We start from the raw sequence: 25,551 nt of genomic DNA, 5'->3' as shown, positions 1-25,551 counted from the left end.
TATAAACCGCCACAACAGTTAGGTGACGAGAGGCTAAAGTGAAAATAGTTATCTTAGGCGCTAGTGGCGGAATAGGCTTAGCAATTGCTAAGGAATGTGCAACACGATTTCTACAAGCAGATATTATTGGTACATACCACAGGCATCGCCCAGAGCTCTGCCAACCTCGCCTTGAGTGGATTTCATTAGATGTTACAGATGAAAATGACTACCAGAACCTTTCCAGTAAACTGAGCTGCATCGACTGGATCATTAATTGCGTCGGCTTTTTACACGACGACAAACGAGGTCCTGAAAAGTCTATACGCTCTTTTGACCATAGTTTCTTTAGTAAAAACATTTCTCTCAATACACTACCAACTCTGCTTTCTGCACAACTGCTTGGTCCGCTTCTAAAAGACAGCGCTAATGCGAAGTTTGTTACCATTTCGGCTAAAGTTGGCAGTATAGAAGATAACAAGTTAGGCGGCTGGTATAGCTACCGAGCCTCAAAAGCTGCGCTTAATATGGTGTTAAAATGTCTTTCCATTGAATGGAAAAGAACCAACCCGCACGTTACCGTGCTAGCCCTTCACCCTGGAACAACAGATACAAACTTGTCGAAACCATTTCAAACCAATGTCCCATCAGGTCGGTTGTTTACTCCTAGCGCCGTTGCCAATGATCTTGTGGACCTCATTGAAAACAGCTCAACCGATCAAAGCGGCCACTTTCTCTCATATTCAGGAGAACAGCTTCCTTGGTGACGCTTGTTTCTACAACGCTTTGAACAGTACTTTACTTCATCCCAGCATTTAGCCCACTTTTTGCGCCACGTAAAAGGTAATAAACAGACGGCGCATTGTTTGGAAGGCAAATGCTGTTTTTTGCAGACTGTTTTAACTGCCATGACGCTGTCTACGACGCTTAATGTTGGACTCTTTGACTACAAAATCAAACAAGGGGGCAAATAGGTTCGCAAATAAGATAGCCAGCATGATGCCTTCTGGATAAGCTGGATTGAGCACTCGAATACCAATCGTCATAACCCCTATCAAAAAACCATAAGCCCACTTACCTTTGTTAGTAAACGCAGCCGACACAGGATCTGTCGCCATAAAGAAAGTACCGAAAGCGACGCCACCGAGAACAAAATGCCAATGGAAAGGCATTGAAAACATCAAGTTAGTGCTAGACCCAATCCAGTTTAACGCTGTTGATGTCACTGCAAGCCCAAGGACAACGCCAACAACGATACGCCAAGACGCAATCTTCATCGCGATCAAAACAATGCCTGCCGCTGCAATCAACAAGGTTGACACCTCTCCCATCGAACCTGGGATATTACCTAAGAATGCGTCAGACCAAGTTAACACCTCACCTGTCATGGTATTAATTAGCGTTGAGCCCGATTCATACCACTGGCTCAGAGGCGTTGCCGCCGAGTAGCCATCAGCCGCAGTCCATACACTCCCCCCAGACATGTTTGCTGGATAGGCAAAATATAAAAATGCCCTGCCTGCTAATGCAGGGTTAAGAAAGTTTCGGCCTGTTCCACCAAAGATCTCTTTTGCTACCACAATACCGAAGGTAATCCCTAGCGCAGCCTGCCAAAGAGGTATTGTTGGAGGCAAAATGAGTGAGAAAAGCACCGAGCTAACAAAAAAGCCTTCATTAACTTCATGCTTACGGATCACGGCGAACAGTACTTCCCAAAAACCACCCACAACAAACACCGTTGCGTAAACAGGAAAGAAATAGCAAGCACCGAGAACCATTTTACTTACCCAGCCAGCCTCCTCCATGCTCTGGAATGAACCAAATGCAAACAAATAACGCCAGCTTGATGCGATAACTTGTTCAAGTTCCGACGGAGTATAACTGACTGCTAAAGCCTGAACTGCTTGGTTGCCGATGTTGTACATGCCCCAAAACATTGCTGGGAATGTCGCCAACCACACCATGATCATGATGCGCTTGAGGTCAATGGCATCTTTTACATGAGTGTTACCTTTATTGACTAGGCCCGGCGTATAAAAGATGGTGGCAGCGGCTTCATACACAGGATAAAACTTTTCATACTTGCCACCAGGCTCAAATACCGGAGCTATTGATTCTAATCGACTTTTTAAACTCATAACCTGTTCCATACAACGGATACAACTGTGTCTATACGGCTCAGCTTCTGATTATGGACACAAATTGATGATAATTTCTGACCAGATAAGCTCCCTTCAACGTACAAAATTGCACTCACCACAAAGGAGTGCGTCATGGATACATTAGCCATCGACTTAGCAAGATTTCAGTTTGCTTTTACCGTCTCGTTTCACATCATCTTCCCAGCTTTCACTATCGGATTGGCGAGTTATTTAGCCGTTCTTGAAGGTCTATGGCTTAAAACTGGTCAAGAGAAATACCTTCAGTTATACAAATACTGGTTGAAAATCTTCGCCATCAGTTTCGGTATGGGCGTGGTAAGTGGCATTGTTCTTAGCTATCAATTTGGCACCAACTGGAGTGTTTTCTCGGATAAAACAGGACCCGTTCTTGGCCCACTAATGGGGTACGAGGTTTTCACTGCATTCTTCTTAGAGGCAGGCTTCCTCGGAGTAATGTTGTTTGGCATGGAAAAAGTAGGACGTAAACTCCACTTTGCGTCCACCTGTATCGTCGCCTTTGGTACCTTTTTATCCGCCTTTTGGATTTTATCGGTCAACAGTTGGATGCAAACGCCTGCAGGCTACGCCTTCAACGACGCTGGACAATTCGTCCCAGATGATTGGTTTGAAGTCGTTTTTAACCCTTCGTTCCCATATCGGCTCGTTCATATGTTGTTAGCAGCTTATCTAACCACAGCGTTCGTCGTTGCTGCAGTGGGCGCATACCATCTACTGAAAGCACCTCACAACCCGCTGGCACGTACGATGCTCTCTATGGCGCTTTGGCTCGCAGCGTTTGTTGCTCCAATTCAAATCATTGCAGGCGATTTACATGGTTTGAACACCTTAGAGCATCAGCCTGCCAAAATTGCTGCGATGGAAGGTCACTTTGAAAGTCACTCTGGGGCGCCTCTTATTCTATTTGGCCTCCCTAACGAGCAAACACAAACAGTGGACTATGCGATTGAAATTCCAAACCTAGGCAGCTTGATCTTAACTCATGACTGGAATGGTGAAGTTAAGGGATTAGACGCCTTTCCTCCTGCTCAACACCCTCCAGTTGCTATTGTGTTCTGGAGCTTTCGCATCATGGTAGCTATCGGCTTTGGCATGCTTTTTATCGCCCTAGCAAGTCTATGGTTGAGACGCAAGCGTACCCTTTACGACACAAAATGGTTTCTCCGACTTTGCGCTTGTTTTGGCCCAGCCGGATTTGTTGCAGTGTTAGCGGGTTGGATAACAACAGAGGTAGGTAGACAACCTTATACCGTCTACGGTCTTCTCACCACCGCTGACTCAGCATCTCCAATCGATGCATCCGCAATCAGTATTTCTTTAACCGCTTTTGTCGTGGTGTACTTTGTCGTCTTCGGAGCAGGTTTCTTCTATCTACTGCGACTGATGCACAAATCACCGACTAAGTATGAGCAAGCTTTGGAGAGCCGACTTCCTGATGGTCGCGACGTCCCTCCAGCATCTCACTCAAATCACATCAGTTAAGGGGCTAATATTATGGATTATGCACTTATTTGGTATGCGCTCATCGCCCTCGCCGTTTTGATTTACGTGGTGTTAGATGGCTTCGATTTAGGCATTGGGATTTTATTTCCTAGTGCTCATAGTGACAGCGAGCGAGATATGATGATGAACAGTATCGCTCCTGTATGGGATGGTAACGAAACTTGGTTAGTGTTAGGTGGCGGTGGATTGTTTGCCGTATTTCCACTCGCCTATTCCGTTGTTATGCCGGCCCTGTATGCCCCATTGATTCTGATGTTATTGGGGTTGATTTTAAGGGGCGTTTCTTTTGAGTATCGATTTAGAACCAAAAGAGGCCAGTTTCTTTGGGATAGCGCATTTTTCATCGGCTCTCTAACGGCAACATTAATGCAAGGAGTTATGCTTGGCGCACTCTTACAAGGTATCTCTGTTGAAGGCCGAAGCTATGCTGGAGGCTGGTTCGACTGGCTAACGCCTTTTAGTATCTTTTGCTCGCTCTCTTTGATGTGTGCTTACATCTTGTTAAGTGCATGTTGGTTAGCGATGAAATTGCCTGAAGAGATGGCGGATCGATATTATACGATCGCGAAGCGTTGGGGGCTTGCCTTTGTATCATGCATTGCGGTTGTTAGTGTCTGGCTACCTCTTTCGAGCGAGATGATATTTTCTCGTTGGTTTGGTTCTACCAATGCTCTGTTGTTCATTCTTATCCCAATCATAACCGCAATCATAATTTGGCAATTGTTCGCTTCACTCCTCGATCGCAAAGCGCTCAAAGCTTATCTGTTGGGTATTAGCTTATTTTCTATTTCAGCACTTGGATTTGGTGTCAGTACTTTCCCCTATCTTGTGCCTTTCGCTTTTACCTATCAACAAGTGGCAGCGCCAGATTCTAGCTTAAGTTTCTTGCTCGCTGGCGCAGTGGTGTTACTCCCTTTAATCATTGCCTATAGCGCATATTCTTATTGGGTATTTCGCGGTAAGTTAAAGCACGGAGAAGGGTACCATTAATGAATAAGTCCATGTTTCAGCTAGCTTGGTTTGTTGCACTCTGGGTGTTGAGCGTTGGCTCTCTTGGCGTGATCTCATTTGTTATTCGCTATTTTCTTATACCGAGTTAATTCGTTATCTGGTTGGAGGAGAGTAACGTTTCTTCCGTTGATGCGATCTGTTTTAATACGCCATGATTCAAACAATCTAAGAGTACAAAAGCGTTGGAAGAAATCTATATTGCAGGCGGCTGTCTGTGGGGGGTGCAAGAGTTCATCAGGCATGTTCCCGGTGTAATTGAGACCGAAGCGGGTCGAGCGAACGGACAAAGTTATACCACGTCATCGCCTTATGATGGTTACGCCGAATGCGTTCGTACTCTGTTTGATCCGAACCAAGTGTCTGTCAGTGAACTGATGAACTGTCTGTTTGAGATCATTGACCCCTACAGTGTTAACCAGCAAGGAGAGGACGTCGGTGAGAAGTACCGTACTGGTATTTACAGCCGTGTTCCTACGCATCTTGAGCAAGCTCAACACTATATCGAAAGCCGATCTGATAAAGATAAGATCGCCGTAGAAGTTAAACCGCTCACCAATTATGTAAAGAGCGATGAAGAACATCAAGATCGACTGACACGCTGCCCTGATGACTACTGTCATATCCCAATCGATTTATTACATAAGTATCGCCAACAAGACGGGCGTCAACACTTTCCATTTCAAGTCGATAGGTGATTGACCTATCGACTCTTGTCTTAACATCACTAAATGGCCGAAACAGGCATATTTTCGCTGTTTTATTGAGCAAGAATCCGTTAACGTGGAATCACCAATCTCAATAAACTCTTCCTTACGGTCAGCATGTTAGAACAAGTCGTCGGTATCCTCTTCCCTGTCTTTGCCTTAATTGCTGTCGGCTTTTCGGTCGGACGTTGGTTGAAACCTGACTTTAGGCCGATCAACCGAATCAATATGGATGCGTTTACTCCCGCATTGGTGTTCTCATCGCTCGTAGCAATGCCACTGGATACTGACCAAGTACCTTTATTAAGCGCATCGATTGTTGCAGTATTGGTTCCTGGTTTGGTGATGGTGCCTATATGTTATGCCATGAAAGTAAGATTTAAGGCCTGGGCACCTTTGCACATGTTCCGCAATAGTGGCAACTTAGCTATACCGCTATTCACCTACACATTTGGCGACACTGCCCTTGCTCCGGCTGTACTGTTGTTTGTTGTGTCGGCGTGCCTTCATATCAGTATTGGACTTGCGCTACTAAGTGAAGGTAATCCAGTAAAGCAAATCATAAAGATGCCGATTTTTCTTGCCGCTTCTGCTGCCTTACTACTCAACTTATCTGACGTCGGTGTATGGAGCCCACTTTATGAAGCAACCAGTTTGCTAGGCCAAGCTGCGGTACCTGTTATGCTGCTGTCACTCGGAGCTCAGATGTGTAACATGCGTTTAAGTGGACTAAAGGTTGGCGTCACCTCCACGCTTCTTTCACTCTTCACCGGATCGATAGCATTTAGTGTTATCTACTTCTTCATCCCTCTGCCAACCATGCAATTGCAAATGATGGTGCTGTTTACCATGCTACCACCAGCTGTGATGAACTATCTATTCGCTGAACGTTTTCAAATAGAACCCACCAAAGTCGCCTCTATGGTGCTGTTTGGTAACTTCTTTAGCATTATCACTCTGCCATTACTACTCGGATTCGCTCTCTCCTTGTGACCACTCTTCTGGGTTAGTGAGCATGGTTTTGCCTTTAAAGGTTTCCGCGCGAATATCTTGCGGGTTATAGATTGCGCAGGACTCCATCGACAAGCAACCACAACCAATACAGCCACCAAGATCTTCTTGCAATGCTTTCATCTGTTGGATCCGATGCTCAAGCAACGCCTTCCAACCTGACGCCATCTGCTCCCACTCTTTACGGTTCGGCGCATGATGCTTTGGCAGATAGTTTAATGAAGCTACAATTTCTTCAAGGGTAAGCCCTACCTCTTGTGCCGCTTTAATAACCGCAATACGCCTTAACACACTACGATCGTACCGACGCTGATTACCTTGGTTACGCCAGCTGTGGATCAATCCTTTTTGCTCATAGAAGTGCAGTGCCGAGACTTTTACTCCCGCGCGTTTTGCAACTTCACCGACGCTCATTTCCATTATTTACTCCAAAAAGTTTTAAAAAAGCTCTTTACCTAAAGTTAACTTGAGGTTTTAGAGTAGCACCAAGTTGGCAGGTTAGATAAGGAATAATAATGATGCGACTCTCAAAACATAGAACTCTTCCATACCTTTCAGGGCGTTTTTTCGATGGAATTTCCTCAGGCTTGTTCATGATGGCCTTGCCTTGGTTAATTCTGGCAGAGCCAAACATGGGCACTTTTGTTGCTATGACTGCGCTCGCCTGTACTGCGACTTCGTTTGTTTTAACCCCTTTTTTCTCAACGTTAATAGACAGACATTCGCGCAAAACTTTATTGGTCTTCGTTCAAGGCACACAAGCAACCACCGCAGCTATTGTCTTTATCGTTTATGTTTTTTCAGACGGTTCACCTTGGTTATTGGCCGCCGCTCAAATGGTCTTTTGGGTCACCAGTAATTTAGCTTGGTCGACCAATAACGCCTTTACGCAAGAGAACTATGACCAACATGAGTACGCATCAATTTCCGGTAAGCAAGAGATCGTCATGCAAGGTACGACCCTAGGCGCTGGAGCATTGGGAGTGGTGCTCCTTCAAACATGGGGGATGCTGGAATTTGCGGCTTTCGCCGCAGCGGCTTCGTTCATCGCCATGTTAAGTTACATTGTCACGCCATATAGACAGCAACTTAGAGATAGTCTGTCCACACCGTTTCTCCAGCAATTGAAAGAGAGTAAGGATATTTTCGCCGAGCAGCCAAGATTCTACGCCTTTCTGATGCTCTCTTGCCTCTCTTACCCAATTCTTACCTTTCTGGGTAAACTGGTTCCAATCTGGTTCTCAGACAATGGCATATCAGGAGATTGGTACGCTGGTTACAACATTACTTTTGGCTTAGGGTCGCTACTTACTGGGGTTTTCTTGGCTAAGTTGCTGGTATTGACCACTCACAAAGTAACCATTCAATATTCAATGGCAGTCGTCGGTTTAACCTTGATAGGCATGAGCCTGTCGACGCACCCTGGGTATATTCTTTTGTTCACTCTGTTCTTTGGATTCTTTAATGCACTCAACCGTATTGCTCGCACAAACTGGATGCACCACACCATCGATGTTCGTCAACGCGGCAGAGTCGAAGGCGGACTAGCGATGTTTTCAACGGCAGTGCAAAGCTTAAGCTACGTTGTTATCGCAATGTTGGCCCACTTTGAAGTAACTCAGTATGGCTTTGCCATTGCGGCGATCATCGTCCTAATTGCAGTGGTGATAATGGCATTGCTCGGACGTACGAGTGGGCAAAAACAGTTAGTTTATACGTGATAGGTTTGGGAGAAAGAAGCCTGAACAAACAATGTTCAGGCTTTATGGATATTTCATCGGTTAGGAAAGCTTGAAGCGACCAACAATAGAAGTAAGTTTATGATTCATATCTGATATATTTTGCGCGTCTTCTAATGCAGTTTGACCGTTACTATCCAGTTCGCCAACAATATCATTGATTGCTGTCATGTTTCGGCTTAGCTCTTGAGTCACACTACTTTGCTCTTCTGCCGCCGTCGCAATCTGAGTACTCAAGTCATTGATATCTGTGACAAACTGAGTCATCACATCAAGGCTTCCTGCAACTTGTCCTGCCCCTTCAGCGGTTTGCGCACATTTGAGCTTGGTAGAATCCATGGAGTCGACCACTGATTGACTACCTTTTAACAAGCTTGCGAGCGCAGCTTCTATCTCTTCGGTGCTATCTTTAGTGCGACTTGCCAAATTTCGAACTTCATCTGCTACGACTGCAAAACCACGACCTTGTTCACCGGCCCGCGCAGCCTCAATTGCAGCGTTCAAAGCGAGCAAGTTAGTTTGCTCTGCAATATCACCAATCACGCCAAGTATGGTGTTAATGCCATCAGTTTCTGACGCCATCTTATTTACATTATCAGAAGCTAAGCTCACGTCCTCCACCAGTTCTTGAACATTGTTCTGCGCTTGCGTTACCGTTTGTTTTGACTCTGTACTTGCTTCACTTGCTTTATGAGTGAGCTGAGCGGTATTTGCTGCATCTGTGGCCATAGATTCTGCTGTCGAGTTCATTTCTTCGATTGCGGTTACGACTTGCTCTGTCTCTTGGACATGGTTTTGTAGAATGACACTATTACGCTGGCTTTGGTCTTTCATTCGATCAACATTTTCATTGAAGTGATCCGTCACTTCACGGATTTCCAACATCATGGATTGTAGATTAGCTATAAACGCATTGACCCCTTCCGAGATTTGGCCAAGGTCATCTTGAGTTTTAACCTCAATACGTTGAGTTAGGTCGCCATTCCCTTCACTCAGCCCCATGATAGTCTCCTTGAGGACAAGAATTGGGCGGTAGAGGATGTTCATAATGACTAACGCGAGGACGATACTTACGATAGTCGCAACCACTGCCGTCGTTACTGCCGCTTGTTTCGCTGAAGACAACGCAGCAAATGTAACGGCTTTTTCTAAGCCAACCACAAAGTACCAACTCTTATCCGCCACTTTGACCTGATGCGAGAAAAACAACTTATCTTTCTCACCGAGGTAACCATCAAAAACAACGTCAGCACTGCCGATACTCTGCTTCGCAACATTGTTCAACCATTCCACACTATCCGCTTTAGTCCCTGCTTTCACATCTCCTATTGAAGAGGCTAAGACCGTTTTGTCATGGTTGAAGATGATGGCCACAGCACCAGGTATCTCATCGGCATTTTTAGCAATATCATTTAGAAAGCCAAGCTGCATATCAGCGGAAATCATGCCACTCAGAGTCTTACGAACGATCGATACCCAATAGACATCACCTTCACTCCCGAGATATGGCTCAGAAATGGTCGCAGTAGAGCTTTGTCTGCCGAGTTGGTACCAGCCTCTCGTTGTCACATCTCCTTCATATTTATGGTTTGGCCAAGTTTTAGCTGTTTGGTTCCAATAAGCATCACCATTTGTAAATGCAACTACCGAACTGTTCAGATTCATTGCTTTGGCAAAAATGTGGGTAAGTTCAATAAAGTCTTCTGAAGTCCCAGTAATGGGTTTGTTATCAAAGTGCTGGCCCAGTTTGTCGAGACCATGCACTTTTTCATTCAACTGTGTCGCGATCTGTTCTGCTTCACTTTTCACGTAATCTTGATTGGTCTTTGTAATGAGATCAACTAACGTTGCTTTTTGTTTTACGTATGCAATGTAGCTAGACACAGAAACAGAGACAACGACTAGCGCCACAATTGAGATAAGTAATAGTTTTCTAAATCCTAAATTTCGCATCGCACAATCCTTAATAGCGAGCTCCGAGCTCTGCCATTGTGGTGTAAAGCTCACTGTTAACTCTTCTATCAATAATTGTGGCTTCAATATGATAAAAATCCAGTGAAATGCGCGATTTGCTAAAAGCGCACTATTAAATAGGAAAAACAGGCAAAAAAACGCCCCTTCTCAATAAGGGGCGCTGTAGTTATGCGGCGATAAATGTTTTTGGTGGGTTATCTAAATTGAGCAAATGACGAATACGTACCACTGAATCCTGGGCTCATCCCGCCGATACGTTGCCAATCAGACCAACCTAGAGCCCCATCAGACGAGTTAATCCACTTTTTCTGATCAATATTACCCATCAGGTGGTTGCTATGACCAACCATATGCATGTGGTCAGTACGGTTAACATTTTGCACGGTTAACGGGGCATCCAACTTACCGTTTAAGTCCCCGCCTTTGCAGAAGTTGTTAATGGCTTGAATGACACTTTGTCCACGAGTTTTAGTATCCGTCGTCCCACCAACTGTCGCTAAAGATGCGCTGAAATAAGGGTTCTGAGCCCCACTTCCATCGCGTAGTATTTCCATTAATCTGCGAGTGGAGTTAATTGCATCTTTAGTGAAATCTTCGTCTAAGTGGCAAAGGAAGGCACTTTCCGTTTCATTCTCGACCACGATAAGGCAATGACATGGTCCTACACCCGTTGTAATCAAAGCAGTACTCGCTTGATTCGGAAACTTCTTTGGTTGGAAACAAAAGCCGACATAACCTTGAGGAACATATAGTATTTTACTCGCTTTACCTAGCTCAGTATCAAGTACAGCCTTCGGATTAGTTTGAAGCATATGAAATCCCTTTAATTTGATAAACTTGCCTTGTTCCCTCCAGTGTAGATTCCTATGGCTACTGTGTGGTCTGCTCTCTTTCATACATAAGTGCTATTCATTACGTATGGGACGAACGTCATAAATATCGTGCTACTTATTAGAGTAATTTAACGGCTTAAGCGTAGATTAAATTAGACCAACGAGCCAAACCAGCTGTTACCGAACCAAAATAGTTACCACTGACGATAGGCGTATTTGGTAGAAGATTTTTTACCGCCCCCGTTAAGATCGGAGAACGTGCCGAACCACCAGTCATATACACCACATCCGGCTGTATTCCACTCTGTTTTATCGCTTCTTCAACCAGAGCTTGTATTTTGCCCGTTGGGATTGAGATGGCCTCTTCCATTTGAGATTTCAGTACCGGAATCGACACTGCTTCATTGATCAGTTGGATACTAGCTTGATAACTTTCTTGTTCTCCCAACGCAATTTTGGTTTTCTCCGCCTCCCTGATAACCGCGTATCCCATCGTACCTTGGTGCAACTCCAATAAACGACGCAGCTTATCTGGCTGTTTCGCATCTTTCACCATGGTTTTGAGTTGTTTGAGGTTGTCGTGTGCGTAAAACTTGCGCTGCGCTTGAACGTCATTAATGGCAATAGGGTTCCAAAATTGCGTAGTCGGTATTTCTAGCCCCGCTAAGGTTTGAGTTCCCATCCCAAATTCGCACATAAAGCGCTTAAAAGCGGTAAAGATATCAAGATCATTTCCTCCAACCATTTGTCCAGAGTGAGCTAACAAAGAGTCGCGTCGGTCTTGTTTACCCGCCCAACTTGGACCCATACGTAAGAACGAGCAGTCAGTTGTACCGCCACCAATATCAACGACCAATACATTTTTATCTTCAGCTAGTGATGCTTCGTACTCTAGACCCGCAGCCACAGGTTCAAACTGAAATTCAACATCTTTGAAACCAGCACGATTAGCCGCTCGACGCAAAATACCTTCCGCCTGAATATTTGACTCTTCCCCGCCTCGACCTAGAAAGTTAACAGGTCGACCGATGACCGTCTGCGTTACGTCCTGACCTAGTGCGCTCTCTGTCTTGTGTTTGATGTTTGCCATCATTGCACAAACAAGATCTTCGAAAAATGAAAGTTGCATGTCTCTGAGCCCCATTGCACCCAAAAACGACTTTGGCGATTTTACGTAATACACATCTTTAGGGTCTTCCAAATATAAGCTCAGCGCCTCATGACCAAATTTTACGTCATCGCTACGAATATCTAAGCCTTCCTCATCGTTAAGCTTAATCGCACGTCTTAATACGCTTTCACCGACGCTATCTTGTGGCTTGATATTGAGAATACGGAAAAGGTATTCCGAGACTGCTTCTGATGTAGGAGCACACAAGGTTGAGGGAATATAGAAATCTTCTCCAACCAGAGGGATAGGTTGTACTTGTCCATTGACTAGTTTAGCCACCGAGCAGTTAGCTGTACCATAATCAAAACCGATAGACATGTTATTTACCTCTCTTCCGTCATTGGCCTGTTTTTCGGGGCCGGATAGTAAAGCTGACACTGATAGACGGGTCAACCGGTTTCTACATTTCTTTTTTAAATCTCTGAATTCCTTTAGAGTACATACAGAACTCAGTCGAAAATGGAACTCAGCGATGAATCTAAGGCAACTTGAAGTGTTTTACGCTGTCATGAAAACAGGGACGGTATCGGGAGCGGCAAAACAGTTGCATGTCTCTCAGCCAAATGTCACTAGAGTTTTATCTCATACAGAGTTACAGCTTGGGTTTTCTTTGTTCGAACGAGTAAAAGGTCGCTTAATTCCTACGCGTGAAGCCCAGCTACTGTTACCTGAGGCCGAAAAAGTCTATCAACAGCTAGGACAGTTTAGGAATCTGACCAACAAAATCAAAGCGGGTGAAAAACACCTTACTATTGGTGCCCCTCCCATTCTTGCTGCAGGCCTACTAGCCCCAATCATCGCCAAAATTTGTCAGGAAACGGATTACACCATAGAGGTTTCAACAGCAAATCGTGATGAACTCTGTGATGCTCTGTTAAAAAATGAACTCGACCTTGCTATCGGCTTTGGTGATGAAGCGCCAAGTACCATACTGACTAAACCAATGTTGGACACTGAGCTCGTAGTGCTCACATCTAAAACAAGCCCAGAGAAAGAAACATGGCGATTGAATGACTTACTAGAAGATGATGCAACTCTGATTGGGTTAGATACCCGTGATCCAATCGGGCTTCAGTTATATCAAACCATTCACTCTTTAAATCCTAGCTATCACTCTAGAATTATGGTGAGAAACTACAGTGCCGCCGCTGAACTCGTTGTTGCCGGAGCCGGAAATGCCATTGTCGACCCATGGACTGCCAAACAATACGAACACAAAGTTCATTGCCAAAAGCTCGACCCAAGCATTAAGGTTTCTGTTTCACTACTCCACGCTGAGCACTCCCCGTTAAGCATCGCTGCTAAATGGTTCGTCAAACAACTGATCGACTCTATAACTTAAGGTTATACCTTCAATACAGATAAGCATTCGTTACTGTCTCTTAAGACATTTAGAGTAGGTTTCACAACGACTTCTAAAACAAGGATGCTTATGTCTATCGCTCAACCTTACTTACTCTTTCTTGGTGATATTACCGACCCAATTTCAGCGAAAACTGCCCGAGGTATCGCCCTTTGGCGTCCAGATAGCTGCGTAGGTCAACTTCGATTGAATGACCAAACCGTTTCTTTAGGATTACAAGACCTCGACTTAGAAGAAGCCCAAAAGCTTGGAGCGAAGACGTTAGTGTTAGGTACTGCCAATGCTGGCGGCGTAATTCCTTCGGCTTGGAAAGAAACGTTAATTACAGCAGCAAAGATGGGGTTTGAAATTGCTTCGGGGATGCACACTCGACTTTCAGATATACCTGAACTAGCAGAGCTCGCATCACAGGGGCACACTCGCTTACACGATGTTCGTCATTACGATGACGTACTGGCCGTTGGTAACGGTAAGCAACGCGAAGGAAAACGCGTTCTAACCGTTGGCACAGACTGTTCAGTAGGCAAAATGTTTACGGCACTGGCATTGGAAAAATCTATGCGGTCACTTGGTCTTGATGCCCGTTTTAAAGCTACTGGCCAAACCGGAATTCTAATTGATGGTGCAGGTATTTCAATTGATGCAGTCGTCGCAGATTTCATTTCTGGTGCAGTAGAAACCATTAGCCCTGAGTTTTCAAATCACGATTGGGATATTATCGAGGGGCAAGGTTCGCTCTTTAATCCCTCTTTTGCAGGTGTGAGTTTGGGTCTGTTACATGGTGCGCAAGCTGACGCTCTCGTTCTTTGTCACGAAGTAAACCGCCCTCATATTCGTCATCTTCCACACTGCAGTTTACCCACTATCACAGAGACAATCGAAGCAAACCTAAGTGCAGCACGCTTAACCAATCCCAATGTCAAACTCGCGGGAATAAGTTTGAACACCTCAGCAATCAATGAAGAAGAGGCTAAAGTCCTTTGTGCAGATTGGCAGGAGAAATATCAAGTACCTGTTACCGACCCTGTCCGCTTTGGAATTGAATCTATCGCTCGTCATTTAGCATCACACTAGGGAAGGCGCATGAAGATTCTGGCAAGTTCTCATTCGATAGCACTCGCGACTCCGTTTGTTATTTCAAGAGGGGCAAGGACACACTGCCACGTTGTGCGAGTCTCAATTGAGCACCAGCAGCGGAAAGCGGTTGGTGAATGCACTCCTTACCCAAGGTATGGTGAGAGTGTTGATTCCGTTCTACAGCAAATTGAGCAATGGAGTGATGAGTTGAAAGACTTACCTCCAGTTCAAGCAAAACAACAATTGCAGCTGCTTCCCCCAGGAGCTGCGCGTAATGCCTTAGATTGCGCGCTGTGGGACCTAATTTGTCAAATAGAAGGGACTCACTTTCCCTCACCCTATTTTAAAGTACCGCGGTCAATAGAAACGGCTATGACGGTTTCTGTAGGTAGCGTAGACGCAATGGCATCTCAAGCGCGAGATTACGTCGCACAAGGGGCAACATTGCTTAAAGTTAAGCTAGATGCGGCTGAAGTTATAGAACGTGTTGCTGCAGTGCGTCAAGCAGCGCCAAACTGTAAACTGATATTAGATGCCAATGAAGCATGGACAGACTTAGATCTACCGACTTTGTTTCAGCAGCTGACTCAATATGACATTACGATGATTGAACAGCCCCTTCCCGCAGACAGTGACACTCAACTGTCTAGTATCGAACACCCTATCCCACTTTGCGCCGACGAAAGTTGTCATACTAGGCAGCAATTGCACGAGCTGATAGGTCGTTATGAAATGATCAATATAAAGCTCGACAAGACAGGCGGCCTAACAGAAGCATTAGCACTTGAAGAGTGTGCGAGGGATTTTGGCTTTACCATTATGGTCGGCTGCATGCTGGGATCTTCTATCGCAATGAAGTCTGCGCTACCAATAGCAACACGAGCAGAAGTTGTTGATTTGGATGGGCCTGTATTACTCGGCCAAGACGTTGAGAATGGCTTAAGTTACCAAAATGGAACTCTTTGTCTCTAACTATAAACAAAGAAAAGGCAGCGAAATGCTGCCTTACTAATCCATTTTAAGCCTTAACCATCAAAAGACATACCAATTTGACTGAGCCGTGATTTAAACTCATCCACACTCGCCGCTTCATAAGTTGGTGACCCATTAAAGTAACGAGGTTTTTCTGGCAACATCGCATTTTTTAGCGCTTTTTCTTGGTCTATATCATCATGATAGACAGTAACGCGATTTGGAATGTCCTGCTGGAACTTCGCCATTATGTTCTCCTTTTCATTTGACGTTGATCATAGCTAAGCTTAGAAAACCATTCGCACCTGTCAAAGTTGACTTTTGAACTAATCGACGTATCAAAATGGATGAATATGTTCTCTTTATCAGCTAGTTAATGAAAATTTCATTCCCACACGAAGACCCACCGGAATCTGAATTATGTGAACCTTTACCCAGTATCTGTTGGACCGTTACCTCAATTTGCAGCATTGTTATCTGACATTGTCTAACTCATCCTAAATTATGCTCTCAGGTTCACATTTTTTGCCACTACGCCCCGAATAATAGCTTTAGGGATGAGTTAGTCGTTCTATCCCTGATTTAGCCTAGCGACAATTAGAGCAAAACAATCAGACACCTCATGAAGAAATATAATATCTATCAAGTCTTTACACGTTTATTTGGTAACAAGATACAAACCAACAAACCTTGGGGTACCATAGAAGAAAACGGCGTCGGAAAGTTTAGCGATTTTACCGAACTCGCTTTACAAAAAATTCATGATCTCGGAATCACCCATATTTGGTATACCGGGGTTCCACACCACGCCTTAGTGAGCAACTATAAAAAATATGGCATTGAAGATGACCACCCTAGCGTCGTTAAAGGACGTGCAGGCTCGCCTTATGCGGTCAAAGATTACTATTCGGTCAATCCAGATTTAGCAGACAACCCAGCCAATCGAAATGAAGAGTTTGCTCAGTTAGTGAAACGCACCCATGACGCGGGTATGAAAGTCATTATAGATATTGTTCCCAACCACGTAGCAAGAGTCTATACAGGGTTAAACAACCCGGTCGGCATTAACGACTTTGGGGCCAATGATGACACTAGTGTCGAGTATCATCGTGACAATAATTTTTATTACATTCCTGATACTGCCTTTGAGCTGCCCGACAGTCTTACACAGTTTCCCCCACTAGGAGGGGAGCACCACCCAATGCTTAATTCTCCGTATCATGAATTTCCTGCAAAATGGACTGGTAACGGCTCTCGGCTCGCGAAACCGAATCATGATGATTGGTATGAAACGGTTAAGGTAAATTACGGTATCAGGCCTGATGGAAGTAAAGATTTCGACTCACTTCCAGAAGACTTTCGCACGCGTTCATCGCATGAACACTACCTATTCTGGCAAGAGAAGTCTGTGCCCGATTCGTGGATAAAATTCAGAGACATCGCTCTGTATTGGCTTGCACAGGGCGTTGATGGATTTCGCTATGATATGGCTGAAATGGTTCCAGTCGAGTTTTGGAGCTATCTAAATTCTGCTATCAAGAATCAAAATCCCAATGCCTTTTTAATGGCAGAAGTCTATCAACCGGATTTATACCGTGATTATATTCAACTGGGGAAAATGGATTACCTGTACGATAAAGTCGACCTATATGACACGTTAAAAGCAATCATTAAAGGCCATGATTCAACTGGCAGCATCGGACGAATTCAACATGAGCTGCGCGATATTGAACACCATATGCTGCACTTCTTAGACAATCACGATGAGCAAAGACTAGCTTCAAACGAATTTGCAGGGAGTGGCGAGAAAGGCAAGCCTGCTATGCTGATTTCGGCTTGCTTGTCTTCCGCACCAACGATGATTTACTTTGGTCAAGAAGTCGGGGAAAACGGAGCAGAACACGCAGGATTTGGCCAACCAACTCGAACATCTATTTTTGACTATGTTGGCGTTCCCGCTCACCAGCGTTGGATGAATAATGGAGAATTCGATGGTGGTCAACTAACAAGCAACGAAATGCAGCTTCGAGGTTTTTATCAAACACTGCTTAACCTGACGTTAAACCACCCTGCCCTTTCAGCTGACTACCATGACCTATATGCAGCCAACTATGAAAACTTTGAAGAAATGAGAGACCGCCTCTATGCATTTGCACGCTCAGACCAAAGTGAAATAGTCGTGATTGCGGCCAATTTCAGCGATAGCGTCGCCTGCCAACGTTCACTCGTTATCCCTTCTGAGCATATTGCTTATTGGCAACTACAAGACGGAAGTTACACCATGAGAGATAAACTTAATCATAAGGACTATCAGCTTGTAGTGCACAAAGGCGAAGGGAGCATCGACATTGATTTTATTCCGTTAGCAACCCTCTTCTTATGTTTAGAACGTTAACGACCGACTAAGAGCCTACCAATCTGCTCTAACGTCGTTTGGGCAGATTGATAATCAATGGGCAGTTCAATAACACCAGTTTGAGTTTCAAGGAACAGAGAAGGGAAACTATTGCCACCAATGCTTCGAGCAAATTGCAGTTCCTGTATGAATTCTTGATTTAGCTCCGCCGAATAATAATCTTGTTCAAACTTTTCAACATCTAACCCGATACTTTTAGCACATTGAATAAGCACGTCATCATCACTTGGATTTTGAGCCTCAAGGTAATATGCAGACTGAATCGCGGCGATCATCTTCTGTTCGGAACTCTGTTTACGCGCAGCTAGTGCAGCTCGGCAAGATGGGTAGGTTGATCGTCTTGGCGTACATCGAGTCCAAAATTCATAGTTAAACTCTGTACCCAGAAAGTTCTCGATCTTCTGCCAATATGACGCTATCTGCTGTCTCATCTCAGGTGGCATAGGTGTATCAGAATCCGGAGCCAGCCCACCAACAACATACTGAATGTCGACCTTCCCTTCTAATGATTGCACAATTTGTTGCCAAACAGGCTTGTACCCCCAGCACCACGAACACATAGGGTCATATACATAATAAAGTTTGTTCAGTTGAGTCATAGCGTACCTTCCTTAGCGGTCAGCTAGCAGCATATCGCTACCTTTACCCAACTCTCTACTGACAAATTTAAAAAGCTGAGGTTTATCACCATAAGTTTGTGAATTGGCTTTGCATTGCACGACTAACAGGAAGCTTTTCGTTTCCTACAATCACCACCATTTTGCCTGTTATGACTTTTTTGACCTTCTCGATCGCAGAAACATTTACGATCGTAGAGCGATGTATTTGCCAAAAATTGTTTGGGTCGAGTTGTTGAATAAGATCTTTCAATGAAGTCCGCAGCAAATATTCGGTCTGTCTACCATCACACTTTGCAAAGACCGAGACATATTTATCCTCTGCTTTGAAATAGAGCACTTCCGATATTGAAATGAGATGAATATCGTCTCCTTTACTTGCTCGTAACCAACTTAAATAACTTGGCGGAGTTTGATTACCAAGTTGTTGAATTTGAGCGATTAGGACTGATACGTCCGGCTGCTGTGACTCTGTTTTGCTGTCGAGTTTACGTTTGAGTTTATCGACACATTGGTCCAATCTATTGTCTGACAAAGGTTTAAGCAGATAATCGACAGCGTTAGCTTCAAATGCTTGCAGAGCAAATTCATCGTAAGCCGTGACGAAAACAACTTGTATATCACTGCCAGTTTTCGCTAACGTCTTTGCCACTGTCATACCATCCAACTGAGGCATATTAATATCGAGAAACACGATATCGGGCTGATGTTGTTCAATCAACCCGAGCGCTTCTTGTCCGCTTTTAGCTAAGCCAACAATGTCGAGCTCGGGCCAAGCATCAGCGAGCAATTTATTGAGGTGGTGACGTAGCAGAGGCTCATCATCAGCAATCACTGCTCGATAGGTTGTCTGTCCCATTATTTACCCTATGTCGTTAACTTTTCTAAAGGAATACATATCGACGATTGAACTCCCCCAAGGCTGGATTGTTTTATCGTTACTCCCGCACTCTCGCCATACAATGTTTTAATCCGCTCACGAATATTTTGTAGACCAATACCGTGACCAGTACTCTTTGATGATTGCGTAAGCCCTACACCAGAGTCGCTCACTTCAATACATATAAGCTGATCTTTCTGTGCAACTTTAATACATATATCACCACCATCAACTTTGGGCTCTATTCCATGTTTTATCGCATTTTCGACTAAAGGCTGCATTAGCAAAGGAGCAATTGGAATCGATTGTTCTAGTTGGTTATCAATACGATAGTCTAATCTTTCACCCAAACGAATTTTCTGAATCGCGAGATACGCATCAATAAGATTGAGCTCAGCATCGATAGAAGAATTACTTTCTCGGCTATTCAATAACGTCCCCCTAAGCAGCTCGGTCAGCTTGTCTAACATATGCTGAGCAGTTTTAGGATCGTGGCTGATTAACGCATTAACATTGGCAAGCGTATTAAACAAGAAATGAGGTTCAATTTGACTTTGTAGTTGTCGTAACTGACTTAACACCAATGCTTTTTCATGTTCGGATTGGATACGTTTCGCTTTTTCAAGTTCACGCTGGGCCACCAGTTTCTGTTCGTAGGTATAGAAATAAAAGAAACAAGTCACAGTGAAGATAAAACCTAGCACCACGACAGGTTTTAACTGGCTTAAGTCACTGAAATTATCGTAAGTGTGTAACCAAACATATGCGTTGGTCGTACCTAGTACCATTGCGACAACCAATGAGAACAGATTGACCGCTCTCATTGATAAATCAGGCTTAAGACGGCTAATTGTTATCGAACCTATCACCGAGCTAAACCCATAACCGAGGCTAATCATAAGGTGCTCTATATACGCACTAGGCCAAATCGTCTGTGTTACCAACGCGATAACAGCACAAAAAACAGCCGTGTAAGTGAAGCTTTTGATCACTTCGGACTTTGAGTTTCTTTGTGTAGACATTAGAACTTCCCTTTTAGATTTATAAAAATCATACGCTTATCAGGCAGATTTGCATATAGTGAGGAGTCGTCCCCCGTCATAAAACGCGCAGCAAATTCAGTAGAAAATGAAGCTGCCCCAGAATCATAGACAGCGTATTCAAGCCACTGCGTTGCAATAACACCTTTATCTTGCGGGGAATAGAGAATATCAAACGTTGGAGTGAGGTCTCCTAACCATAGTAACGAACGAGACCACTCCCACTGACTCCAACTACTCGAATCTAGTGACCAATGAAACATCACATTGTGCTCAACTAAGTTGGCATGGTTGAGACCTTGGGCATACGAGCTTGCCAGAGTATGTCCTTGTTGGTACTGAGTTAACTCTGCTACGCGGTTATACGCACCATCCCAATCCGATTTATCCCAACTTCGACTGTCATACCAATATTCTAAAATGATGTTGTTCCCTACTGCGTTAGCCCAATTCAGACCAACGAGCGCTTGGTAACCATCGTTCTCAGTAGCTAACAACACTGGTTCTTGCATCAAGGATTGCTGATACGCCAAATATTTCCTTTGATAGACAGTTGAGCCATGAACAGACCAAGCTTCGTCAAGCACCGATACGAATGAACCACCGATTAACCCTTCACGAACGTCATCAAAATACGCAAGCGCTTGCCATTCAGTATCGCCGGACAAAGCATAACGTCGAATGCCAAAACCTTGCTGCTCAGAAGCTTGTTCCAACTGACTCCCCTCTTGCTGTGTCCAACTAGAGTCGGTGTAAACCAAGCTCCATTCACCTGACATGTCAAAGTAAGATAACATTGCCGTTCCAGTGCCCTCTTCGACTTGAATGCCAACAGGGTTCCGGCGATAAGGTTTAAATACATCCAGCGGTCGATACCCATACCCTACACCCCAATCCAGTCTCACTTTACCAATCGTAAGATCCGCTGCGCTATCCAATACTGTGCCTTGCCAAAACAGTTCTTGAATGATCAGTTCGCCATCATAGGAAGGTTCGGGATCCGATTGGTAGATGTCACTTGCTTTAAACGCCACAAGCCCTGAAACACCATAACCTTCAAACTGCACATCCAACAACGCATCGACCGCTTCACTTTTATCCGTCGATGGTGCGCCTAACAACAAAGAGTCTCGATGTACCGTTGAACGAGCACTTACTATATAGTCCCAATCAAAGCTCAATGTTTGACCATAACTTGAAGTCGACCAGAGTATGCTTGCTAACCATGCCGCTTTGATCTTCATTTACAACTCCGATAAAGCATTACGTGTAAGGTAAGCTGGGTTGTAGTACTTGTCTTCTAACGTCGCTTCGGTGACTGATTGGTACTCGATCACAGTCTTTTTCGCAGGTTGAATTTGATCGAGTAGTGTCATCGCAACCACTCTCACTTTTCCATCTCGCTCACCCGGTGTGAACCACGCTTGTTTAGCTAACTTGCCCGAACGCAAGTAAAGCTCTGCTTTGACTGGAAAGTCGTTTGTTTTGTCTAGCCAAAGATCGATGCGGTGGTAACTTGCCCCCTTTGTCGTCGCTTTTAACAAAAGCTGATTAGTTTTTATCTGCTTCCCACCTGAACTCACCAAGTCTGATTGCACTAAGCTTGGTTTATAGTCCTCACTCCAGGTTAAGGTTGAAATATCTCCTACTGATGCTTCGCCAAGTAGCTTTTGCATCGGGGTAATACGGATCGGGCGGCGACTTTTCGGCATTACCAACCAGTAATTGTCGCCTAGCATAAGCATCTTCTGCCCTGCTTCCACCTGAGACTTAAACAGTACTAGTGACTCTCGATTCGGACGCGTATACACACTGTATTTTCTTGTCTTATCGAGCTGCTCATTCTCATAAAGGCTGACCAGAGATACGACTTTGGCCGATGTAGACTCTAATCGGTACTGGTCCGCGTTTTTCACCATTTGTTCAACGCTATCTGCGTATACAAGCGATGCAAACAATGTACTCATCAACGCAAGAAATTTAATTCGATTAAACATAGATTAGTGCCTCTGTTATTGGTTTTTTGACGCCCTTCGATGCTGACAACCAAGCAGCAACAACACATATGAGCAATACACCTACAGCGGTTGCTGAGAATAACTCTGGAGAGAAGTAAATATTAAGCGGGTAGCCTTCAGTTCGCCCCGGAGGTGGTGGCATTTGCACATCTACGACCATCAATAGAGCACTGGTAAGCAAACTCAATAGCCCACCAATCACTGCGCCAATCATTGCCAGTAGTGCTGATTCTTTAATAAATCCAATCACAATTTCATTCGGGTAAGTACCCAAAGCAGAGAGTGTTCCTATCTCACGGGTGCGCTCTGTAACTGACATAGTCATAGTGTTAAAGAGTGCTACAAAGACCACCATAGCCATAACTGCCCCCATAATGCCAAAGATACGGTCATAGAGATCTTTCACTTTCGTATAGAAAAATGCCCGTTCTTGCCAAGGAGTCACTTCCACCGCTTGAGGAAACTTCATTGTGCTCAACTGAGTTTCTACCCATGCCTGCATCGCAGCAGTTGATTCCGTATCAAACAGAAAGACCGACAAGGTACTGACTTTGTTAGTGGCAAGTAATTCTTGGGCGGAGTTTATGTGGACGTATAGCTGACGCTTATCGAGCTCAGGAACACCGGTTGAGTAAAGGCCCCGTACTTTATAGTCGTACGCGTTTAGTGCTCCGTCACTGGTGGTCGCTAACAACGTTACCCAGTCACCCGGTACAACGTTTAGGTTTCGTGCTAAATCCACCCCTAACATAACTTCAGGTTCACTTGGGTCATAACGTGACGATTGAGGGCTCGATAGCGTTTTGCCATCCCTTACATCCAGAAACGGCCCTTTCATGTCGAACTCACGCTCGTTAGCGCCAATACCGACAAAGATGGTCGATTTACTGCCATTAGATACTAAGCCCGTAAAATCAACCCTTGGTTGAACCCCACGTACTTGTTCGTTCCCTATCAATCGTTTAGTGATCTGCTCAGAACCCGACAACCCGTTAGCCAATGGCATTTCTTCATCTTTTTCGAAATAGTCAGGTTGGCTAATAGTTAAGTGCCCAGTATCGCGTGCTGTCGACTCTTTCAATGAATCGTAGGTGTATAAACCAAAGCCACCCGCTGATGTCAGGGCAAATATAGCGATGGCGACGATCAACACAGACAGTGTGCTTCGACGGCCATTCCTTTGCAGGTTTAGGAACGCAATACGAAGTGAATTTGGAATTAACTTGCCCATTTGACCGCCTCCTCTTTTATGCTCCCATCGGCTAACTCAATCGTTCTGTCACATTGAAGCGCCATCCGAGGATCATGAGTTGCGATGACAAACGTTGTTCCCATTTGGTGACCCAAGTTTTTCATCAAGTCGATGACAACGCCCGCGGTATGGCTATCTAAGCTAGCAGTAGGTTCATCTGCAATAACAAGCTGAGGCTTATGCACCAATGCCCTCGCGATTGCGACTCTTTGCTGTTGCCCTCCTGACAAGTTATCAGGCCTATGTTCACCAAACTCTAGCAAGCCCACTTTTTCTAATGATTCCAACGCTAGGGCCTTTTGCTCTTTAGGTGAATAACCATTGAGCATCAGCGGATACGCCACGTTTTCCCACGCTTTCATTACCGGCACTAGATTGAACTTTTGGAACACAAACCCTAACTGAGTTCTTCGCAATAATGCCGCTTGTTTTGAATCCCTTGGATAAGCTCGACCAGACAGTTCAATCTCACCTTGATAATCCATATCCAGCAACCCTAAGATATTCAGAAGTGTACTTTTGCCTGAACCTGATGGACCACATAAGGCGACCATTTCACCTTGCTTGATCTCACCATTTACGCCATTTAGAGCCACAACATGTTGCTGCCCCATCACATATTGTTTGCTTACATGTCGAAAATTTATCATAACGCCACCCTAAGCCGCTTTATTTACAATCGCTTGCGCTTGAAGTGTCATAGGGTGATCTGGATTATGCGTCTTCATTTCCGATAGCCATTTCTGTGCTTGAAGCTTGTCTTCTGCACGCAATGCCGCTTGTATCGCATAGATGTACACCCACGAGATAGCGTCATAGTTTTGCTTGGAAAAAGACTCATCCGATAGCAGATCAATAAAGATGTCGTAGCCGCGATCAAAGTGATTGAACATATCCGGTAGGGACGTAAATGTAGCGCCTGCAATAGATTTTGCCAGTAACGCCTCAGGCAAACCTTGTCGGATTTTCTGGTTTTCTAAGGGCATCGATTCGGCGTTAAGCAGGTCTAAACCTTTACTAATGGTTGCTAATCCCTGCTCGGTGTACTTCATTTTGTTCCAAGGCATAAATGCGTCTCGGCCCATTAAAGTCTGTGTGCTACCCAGATAAACTAAGCTCAGAGGATCTGCCCCTTCACTTTGTATTTGTTTATCCAACTGCTGGTAGACGAGTTCAACCTTGTCTTCATCTCCTTCTGCGGCCATGTTGTATTGAGCAATGATTTCTTCCGAAGGTGCAGCCATCACCTGAGTTGTCATCAATAAACTGAGAGTGAATAGAGTAGCCAAATTGTTCTTTTTCATTCGAATCTTTCCTTGTCCGTTTTGATGCTGTAACCATACGATCGATAAAAACAAGGTGCTGATGATTGCGACAAACGGGCATTTATCGGTGTGAATGGAAGAAATCAGGATTGAATGGCGAGCAATTGTTCAATTCTCCACAGTGCAGTGGTGGCAATTCCTCACTATGATCGTTAAAGTAGCCGGATAATTTCAGGTTAGCTCCCTTGTACATTCGGAGCATAAAGATGAGACATCAATATGATTAGTGATGACAAAATTATTTCAGATCTCGCAGAACTAGAAGCATTTCTAATGGCGATTGACAGTGGCGTTCTTGGTCTAAACAATGCAGCTGGTGTGGCATTGGCAACCAACAATGCAGACGGTCGACGTTTTGTGGCGGTTCTTGACGATAACCACCAATTGATCCTTGGTCGCTGGGTAACAGAAGAAGTATTCCAAACAGGCCAAGATTTAGTTAAGAGCGGTCCAAAACGTACACACTAAATAGTAAAGCCGGCTCCT

General features: G+C 44.6%; 26 protein-coding genes. 11 read left to right on the top strand and 15 right to left on the bottom strand.

Annotated elements, in window-relative coordinates:
- Positions 1-38 precede the first annotated feature (38 nt).
- Positions 39-746, top strand: coding sequence for an SDR family oxidoreductase (locus AAFX28_RS06710; RefSeq protein ID WP_408686690.1), 708 nt, complete (start codon positions 39-41; stop codon positions 744-746).
- Here AAFX28_RS06710 and AAFX28_RS06705 read toward each other — a convergent pair.
- The gene (locus AAFX28_RS06705; protein WP_408686689.1) at positions 698-889 is read right to left on the bottom strand and encodes a DUF2256 domain-containing protein; all 192 of its coding nucleotides are present in this window, start codon (positions 887-889) and stop codon (positions 698-700) included. The two genes, AAFX28_RS06710 and AAFX28_RS06705, sit on opposite strands and share 49 nt — an antisense overlap.
- Positions 879-2,117, bottom strand: coding sequence for an NADH:ubiquinone reductase (Na(+)-transporting) subunit B (locus AAFX28_RS06700; protein ID WP_408686688.1), 1,239 nt, complete (start codon positions 2,115-2,117; stop codon positions 879-881). The genes AAFX28_RS06705 and AAFX28_RS06700 overlap by 11 nt, the downstream gene beginning before the upstream one ends.
- Before the next feature lie 135 nt (positions 2,118-2,252).
- Here AAFX28_RS06700 and AAFX28_RS06695 point away from each other — a divergent pair, with 135 nt between their 5' ends.
- From AAFX28_RS06695 to AAFX28_RS06680, 4 genes are all read left to right on the top strand, one after another.
- Positions 2,253-3,641, top strand: a complete 1,389-nt coding sequence (locus tag AAFX28_RS06695) for a cytochrome ubiquinol oxidase subunit I (protein WP_408686687.1) — start codon at positions 2,253-2,255, stop codon at positions 3,639-3,641.
- A gap of 12 nt (positions 3,642-3,653) precedes the next feature.
- Positions 3,654-4,652, top strand: coding sequence for a cytochrome d ubiquinol oxidase subunit II (cydB, locus tag AAFX28_RS06690; protein WP_408686686.1), 999 nt, complete (start codon positions 3,654-3,656; stop codon positions 4,650-4,652).
- Between the two features lie 203 nt (positions 4,653-4,855).
- Complete coding sequence (locus AAFX28_RS06685; protein ID WP_408686685.1) at positions 4,856-5,368, top strand: peptide-methionine (S)-S-oxide reductase; 513 nt, start codon at positions 4,856-4,858, stop codon at positions 5,366-5,368.
- A 126-nt stretch (positions 5,369-5,494) separates the two neighbouring features.
- Positions 5,495-6,370: an AEC family transporter gene (locus AAFX28_RS06680; protein WP_408686684.1), complete on the top strand. Its 876-nt coding sequence runs from the start codon at positions 5,495-5,497 to the stop codon at positions 6,368-6,370.
- Here the strand turns inward: AAFX28_RS06680 and soxR are convergent.
- Positions 6,344-6,808: a redox-sensitive transcriptional activator SoxR gene (soxR, locus tag AAFX28_RS06675; protein ID WP_408686683.1), complete on the bottom strand. Its 465-nt coding sequence runs from the start codon at positions 6,806-6,808 to the stop codon at positions 6,344-6,346. The two genes, AAFX28_RS06680 and soxR, sit on opposite strands and share 27 nt — an antisense overlap.
- 95 nt (positions 6,809-6,903) lie before the next feature.
- Between soxR and AAFX28_RS06670 the strand changes: the two genes are divergently transcribed.
- Entirely contained in the window at positions 6,904-8,109 is a 1,206-nt protein-coding gene (locus AAFX28_RS06670) for an MFS transporter (RefSeq protein ID WP_408686682.1), read from the top strand.
- A 60-nt stretch (positions 8,110-8,169) separates the two neighbouring features.
- Here AAFX28_RS06670 and AAFX28_RS06665 read toward each other — a convergent pair whose 3' ends face one another.
- From AAFX28_RS06665 to yegD, 3 genes are all read right to left on the bottom strand, one after another.
- Positions 8,170-10,080: a methyl-accepting chemotaxis protein gene (locus tag AAFX28_RS06665; RefSeq protein ID WP_408686681.1), complete on the bottom strand. Its 1,911-nt coding sequence runs from the start codon at positions 10,078-10,080 to the stop codon at positions 8,170-8,172.
- A gap of 215 nt (positions 10,081-10,295) precedes the next feature.
- The gene (locus AAFX28_RS06660; RefSeq protein ID WP_408686680.1) at positions 10,296-10,913 is read right to left on the bottom strand and encodes a hypothetical protein; all 618 of its coding nucleotides are present in this window, start codon (positions 10,911-10,913) and stop codon (positions 10,296-10,298) included.
- 157 nt (positions 10,914-11,070) lie between these two features.
- A complete protein-coding gene (yegD, locus tag AAFX28_RS06655) occupies positions 11,071-12,423 on the bottom strand; it encodes a molecular chaperone (RefSeq protein ID WP_408686679.1) in 1,353 nt (450 codons plus the stop codon).
- 154 nt (positions 12,424-12,577) lie between these two features.
- On the opposite strand from yegD, the gene AAFX28_RS06650 reads away from it, so the two are divergent.
- The 3 genes from AAFX28_RS06650 (at position 12,578) to dgcA (ending at position 15,517) form a co-directional block, all read left to right on the top strand.
- Complete coding sequence (locus AAFX28_RS06650; RefSeq protein ID WP_408686678.1) at positions 12,578-13,447, top strand: LysR family transcriptional regulator; 870 nt, start codon at positions 12,578-12,580, stop codon at positions 13,445-13,447.
- A gap of 90 nt (positions 13,448-13,537) precedes the next feature.
- The gene (dgcN, locus tag AAFX28_RS06645) at positions 13,538-14,542 is read left to right on the top strand and encodes an N-acetyltransferase DgcN (RefSeq protein WP_408686677.1); all 1,005 of its coding nucleotides are present in this window, start codon (positions 13,538-13,540) and stop codon (positions 14,540-14,542) included.
- A gap of 9 nt (positions 14,543-14,551) precedes the next feature.
- A complete protein-coding gene (gene dgcA, locus AAFX28_RS06640; RefSeq protein WP_408686676.1) occupies positions 14,552-15,517 on the top strand; it encodes an N-acetyl-D-Glu racemase DgcA in 966 nt (321 codons plus the stop codon).
- A 53-nt stretch (positions 15,518-15,570) separates the two neighbouring features.
- Here the strand turns inward: dgcA and AAFX28_RS06635 are convergent, their stop codons facing one another.
- Positions 15,571-15,765 (bottom strand): hypothetical protein, encoded by a 195-nt coding sequence (locus AAFX28_RS06635; RefSeq protein ID WP_408686675.1) that lies wholly within the window; start codon positions 15,763-15,765, stop codon positions 15,571-15,573.
- Positions 15,766-16,139: 374 nt separating this feature from the next.
- On the opposite strand from AAFX28_RS06635, the gene AAFX28_RS06630 reads away from it, so the two are divergent.
- The gene (locus AAFX28_RS06630; RefSeq protein ID WP_408686674.1) at positions 16,140-17,912 is read left to right on the top strand and encodes an alpha-amylase family protein; all 1,773 of its coding nucleotides are present in this window, start codon (positions 16,140-16,142) and stop codon (positions 17,910-17,912) included.
- Here the strand turns inward: AAFX28_RS06630 and AAFX28_RS06625 are convergent.
- The 8 genes from AAFX28_RS06625 to AAFX28_RS06590 all read right to left on the bottom strand — a co-directional run bounded on the left by AAFX28_RS06625 (position 17,909) and on the right by AAFX28_RS06590 (position 25,044).
- Positions 17,909-18,532, bottom strand: a complete 624-nt coding sequence (locus AAFX28_RS06625; protein ID WP_408686673.1) for a DsbA family protein — start codon at positions 18,530-18,532, stop codon at positions 17,909-17,911. The two genes, AAFX28_RS06630 and AAFX28_RS06625, sit on opposite strands and share 4 nt — an antisense overlap.
- 85 nt (positions 18,533-18,617) lie before the next feature.
- Positions 18,618-19,409, bottom strand: coding sequence for a LytR/AlgR family response regulator transcription factor (locus AAFX28_RS06620; RefSeq protein WP_408686672.1), 792 nt, complete (start codon positions 19,407-19,409; stop codon positions 18,618-18,620).
- A gap of 8 nt (positions 19,410-19,417) precedes the next feature.
- Positions 19,418-20,452, bottom strand: coding sequence for a sensor histidine kinase (locus AAFX28_RS06615; protein ID WP_408686671.1), 1,035 nt, complete (start codon positions 20,450-20,452; stop codon positions 19,418-19,420).
- Complete coding sequence (locus tag AAFX28_RS06610) at positions 20,452-21,714, bottom strand: hypothetical protein (protein WP_408686670.1); 1,263 nt, start codon at positions 21,712-21,714, stop codon at positions 20,452-20,454. Before AAFX28_RS06610 ends, AAFX28_RS06615 begins: the two co-directional genes overlap by 1 nt.
- Complete coding sequence (locus tag AAFX28_RS06605) at positions 21,715-22,467, bottom strand: outer membrane lipoprotein-sorting protein (RefSeq protein WP_408686669.1); 753 nt, start codon at positions 22,465-22,467, stop codon at positions 21,715-21,717. It abuts the gene before it with no gap.
- Positions 22,460-23,719, bottom strand: a complete 1,260-nt coding sequence (locus tag AAFX28_RS06600) for an ABC transporter permease (RefSeq protein WP_408686668.1) — start codon at positions 23,717-23,719, stop codon at positions 22,460-22,462. The genes AAFX28_RS06605 and AAFX28_RS06600 overlap by 8 nt, the downstream gene beginning before the upstream one ends.
- Positions 23,707-24,390, bottom strand: a complete 684-nt coding sequence (locus AAFX28_RS06595) for an ABC transporter ATP-binding protein (protein ID WP_408686667.1) — start codon at positions 24,388-24,390, stop codon at positions 23,707-23,709. Before AAFX28_RS06595 ends, AAFX28_RS06600 begins: the two co-directional genes overlap by 13 nt.
- A gap of 9 nt (positions 24,391-24,399) precedes the next feature.
- On the bottom strand, positions 24,400-25,044 hold the full coding sequence (locus AAFX28_RS06590; protein WP_408686666.1) for a hypothetical protein: 645 nt from the start codon (positions 25,042-25,044) through the stop codon (positions 24,400-24,402).
- A 240-nt stretch (positions 25,045-25,284) separates the two neighbouring features.
- Between AAFX28_RS06590 and AAFX28_RS06585 the strand changes: the two genes are divergently transcribed.
- Positions 25,285-25,533: a hypothetical protein gene (locus tag AAFX28_RS06585; RefSeq protein WP_408686665.1), complete on the top strand. Its 249-nt coding sequence runs from the start codon at positions 25,285-25,287 to the stop codon at positions 25,531-25,533.
- Positions 25,534-25,551 lie beyond the last annotated feature (18 nt).

Origin of the sequence: Vibrio sp. TBV020, from assembly GCF_046056895.1 — a bacterium.
Classification (GTDB): domain Bacteria; phylum Pseudomonadota; class Gammaproteobacteria; order Enterobacterales; family Vibrionaceae; genus Vibrio.
This window is presented reverse-complemented; position numbering and strand designations above follow the sequence as displayed.

Bases quoted from the DNA above. Each gene is read 5' to 3' on its own strand.
- AAFX28_RS06590 (WP_408686666.1), bottom strand. From the start codon at position 25,044: ATGAAAAAGAACAATTTGGCTACTCTATTCACTCTCAGTTTATTGATG.
- AAFX28_RS06585 (WP_408686665.1), top strand. From the start codon at position 25,285: ATGATTAGTGATGACAAAATTATTTCAGATCTCGCAGAACTAGAAGCA.
- AAFX28_RS06705 (WP_408686689.1), bottom strand. From the start codon at position 889: ATGGCAGTTAAAACAGTCTGCAAAAAACAGCATTTGCCTTCCAAACAA.
- AAFX28_RS06650 (WP_408686678.1), top strand. From the start codon at position 12,578: ATGAATCTAAGGCAACTTGAAGTGTTTTACGCTGTCATGAAAACAGGG.
- AAFX28_RS06700 (WP_408686688.1), bottom strand. From the start codon at position 2,117: ATGAGTTTAAAAAGTCGATTAGAATCAATAGCTCCGGTATTTGAGCCT.
- cydB (WP_408686686.1), top strand. From the start codon at position 3,654: ATGGATTATGCACTTATTTGGTATGCGCTCATCGCCCTCGCCGTTTTG.
- dgcA (WP_408686676.1), top strand. From the start codon at position 14,552: ATGAAGATTCTGGCAAGTTCTCATTCGATAGCACTCGCGACTCCGTTT.
- soxR (WP_408686683.1), bottom strand. From the start codon at position 6,808: ATGGAAATGAGCGTCGGTGAAGTTGCAAAACGCGCGGGAGTAAAAGTC.
- AAFX28_RS06615 (WP_408686671.1), bottom strand. From the start codon at position 20,452: ATGTCTACACAAAGAAACTCAAAGTCCGAAGTGATCAAAAGCTTCACT.
- AAFX28_RS06670 (WP_408686682.1), top strand. From the start codon at position 6,904: ATGATGCGACTCTCAAAACATAGAACTCTTCCATACCTTTCAGGGCGT.
- AAFX28_RS06595 (WP_408686667.1), bottom strand. From the start codon at position 24,390: ATGATAAATTTTCGACATGTAAGCAAACAATATGTGATGGGGCAGCAA.
- AAFX28_RS06605 (WP_408686669.1), bottom strand. From the start codon at position 22,467: ATGTTTAATCGAATTAAATTTCTTGCGTTGATGAGTACATTGTTTGCA.
- AAFX28_RS06600 (WP_408686668.1), bottom strand. From the start codon at position 23,719: ATGGGCAAGTTAATTCCAAATTCACTTCGTATTGCGTTCCTAAACCTG.
- AAFX28_RS06665 (WP_408686681.1), bottom strand. From the start codon at position 10,080: ATGCGAAATTTAGGATTTAGAAAACTATTACTTATCTCAATTGTGGCG.
- AAFX28_RS06625 (WP_408686673.1), bottom strand. From the start codon at position 18,532: ATGACTCAACTGAACAAACTTTATTATGTATATGACCCTATGTGTTCG.
- AAFX28_RS06610 (WP_408686670.1), bottom strand. From the start codon at position 21,714: ATGAAGATCAAAGCGGCATGGTTAGCAAGCATACTCTGGTCGACTTCA.
- AAFX28_RS06630 (WP_408686674.1), top strand. From the start codon at position 16,140: ATGAAGAAATATAATATCTATCAAGTCTTTACACGTTTATTTGGTAAC.
- yegD (WP_408686679.1), bottom strand. From the start codon at position 12,423: ATGTCTATCGGTTTTGATTATGGTACAGCTAACTGCTCGGTGGCTAAA.
- AAFX28_RS06635 (WP_408686675.1), bottom strand. From the start codon at position 15,765: ATGGCGAAGTTCCAGCAGGACATTCCAAATCGCGTTACTGTCTATCAT.
- AAFX28_RS06660 (WP_408686680.1), bottom strand. From the start codon at position 10,913: ATGCTTCAAACTAATCCGAAGGCTGTACTTGATACTGAGCTAGGTAAA.
- AAFX28_RS06695 (WP_408686687.1), top strand. From the start codon at position 2,253: ATGGATACATTAGCCATCGACTTAGCAAGATTTCAGTTTGCTTTTACC.
- AAFX28_RS06620 (WP_408686672.1), bottom strand. From the start codon at position 19,409: ATGGGACAGACAACCTATCGAGCAGTGATTGCTGATGATGAGCCTCTG.
- dgcN (WP_408686677.1), top strand. From the start codon at position 13,538: ATGTCTATCGCTCAACCTTACTTACTCTTTCTTGGTGATATTACCGAC.
- AAFX28_RS06680 (WP_408686684.1), top strand. From the start codon at position 5,495: ATGTTAGAACAAGTCGTCGGTATCCTCTTCCCTGTCTTTGCCTTAATT.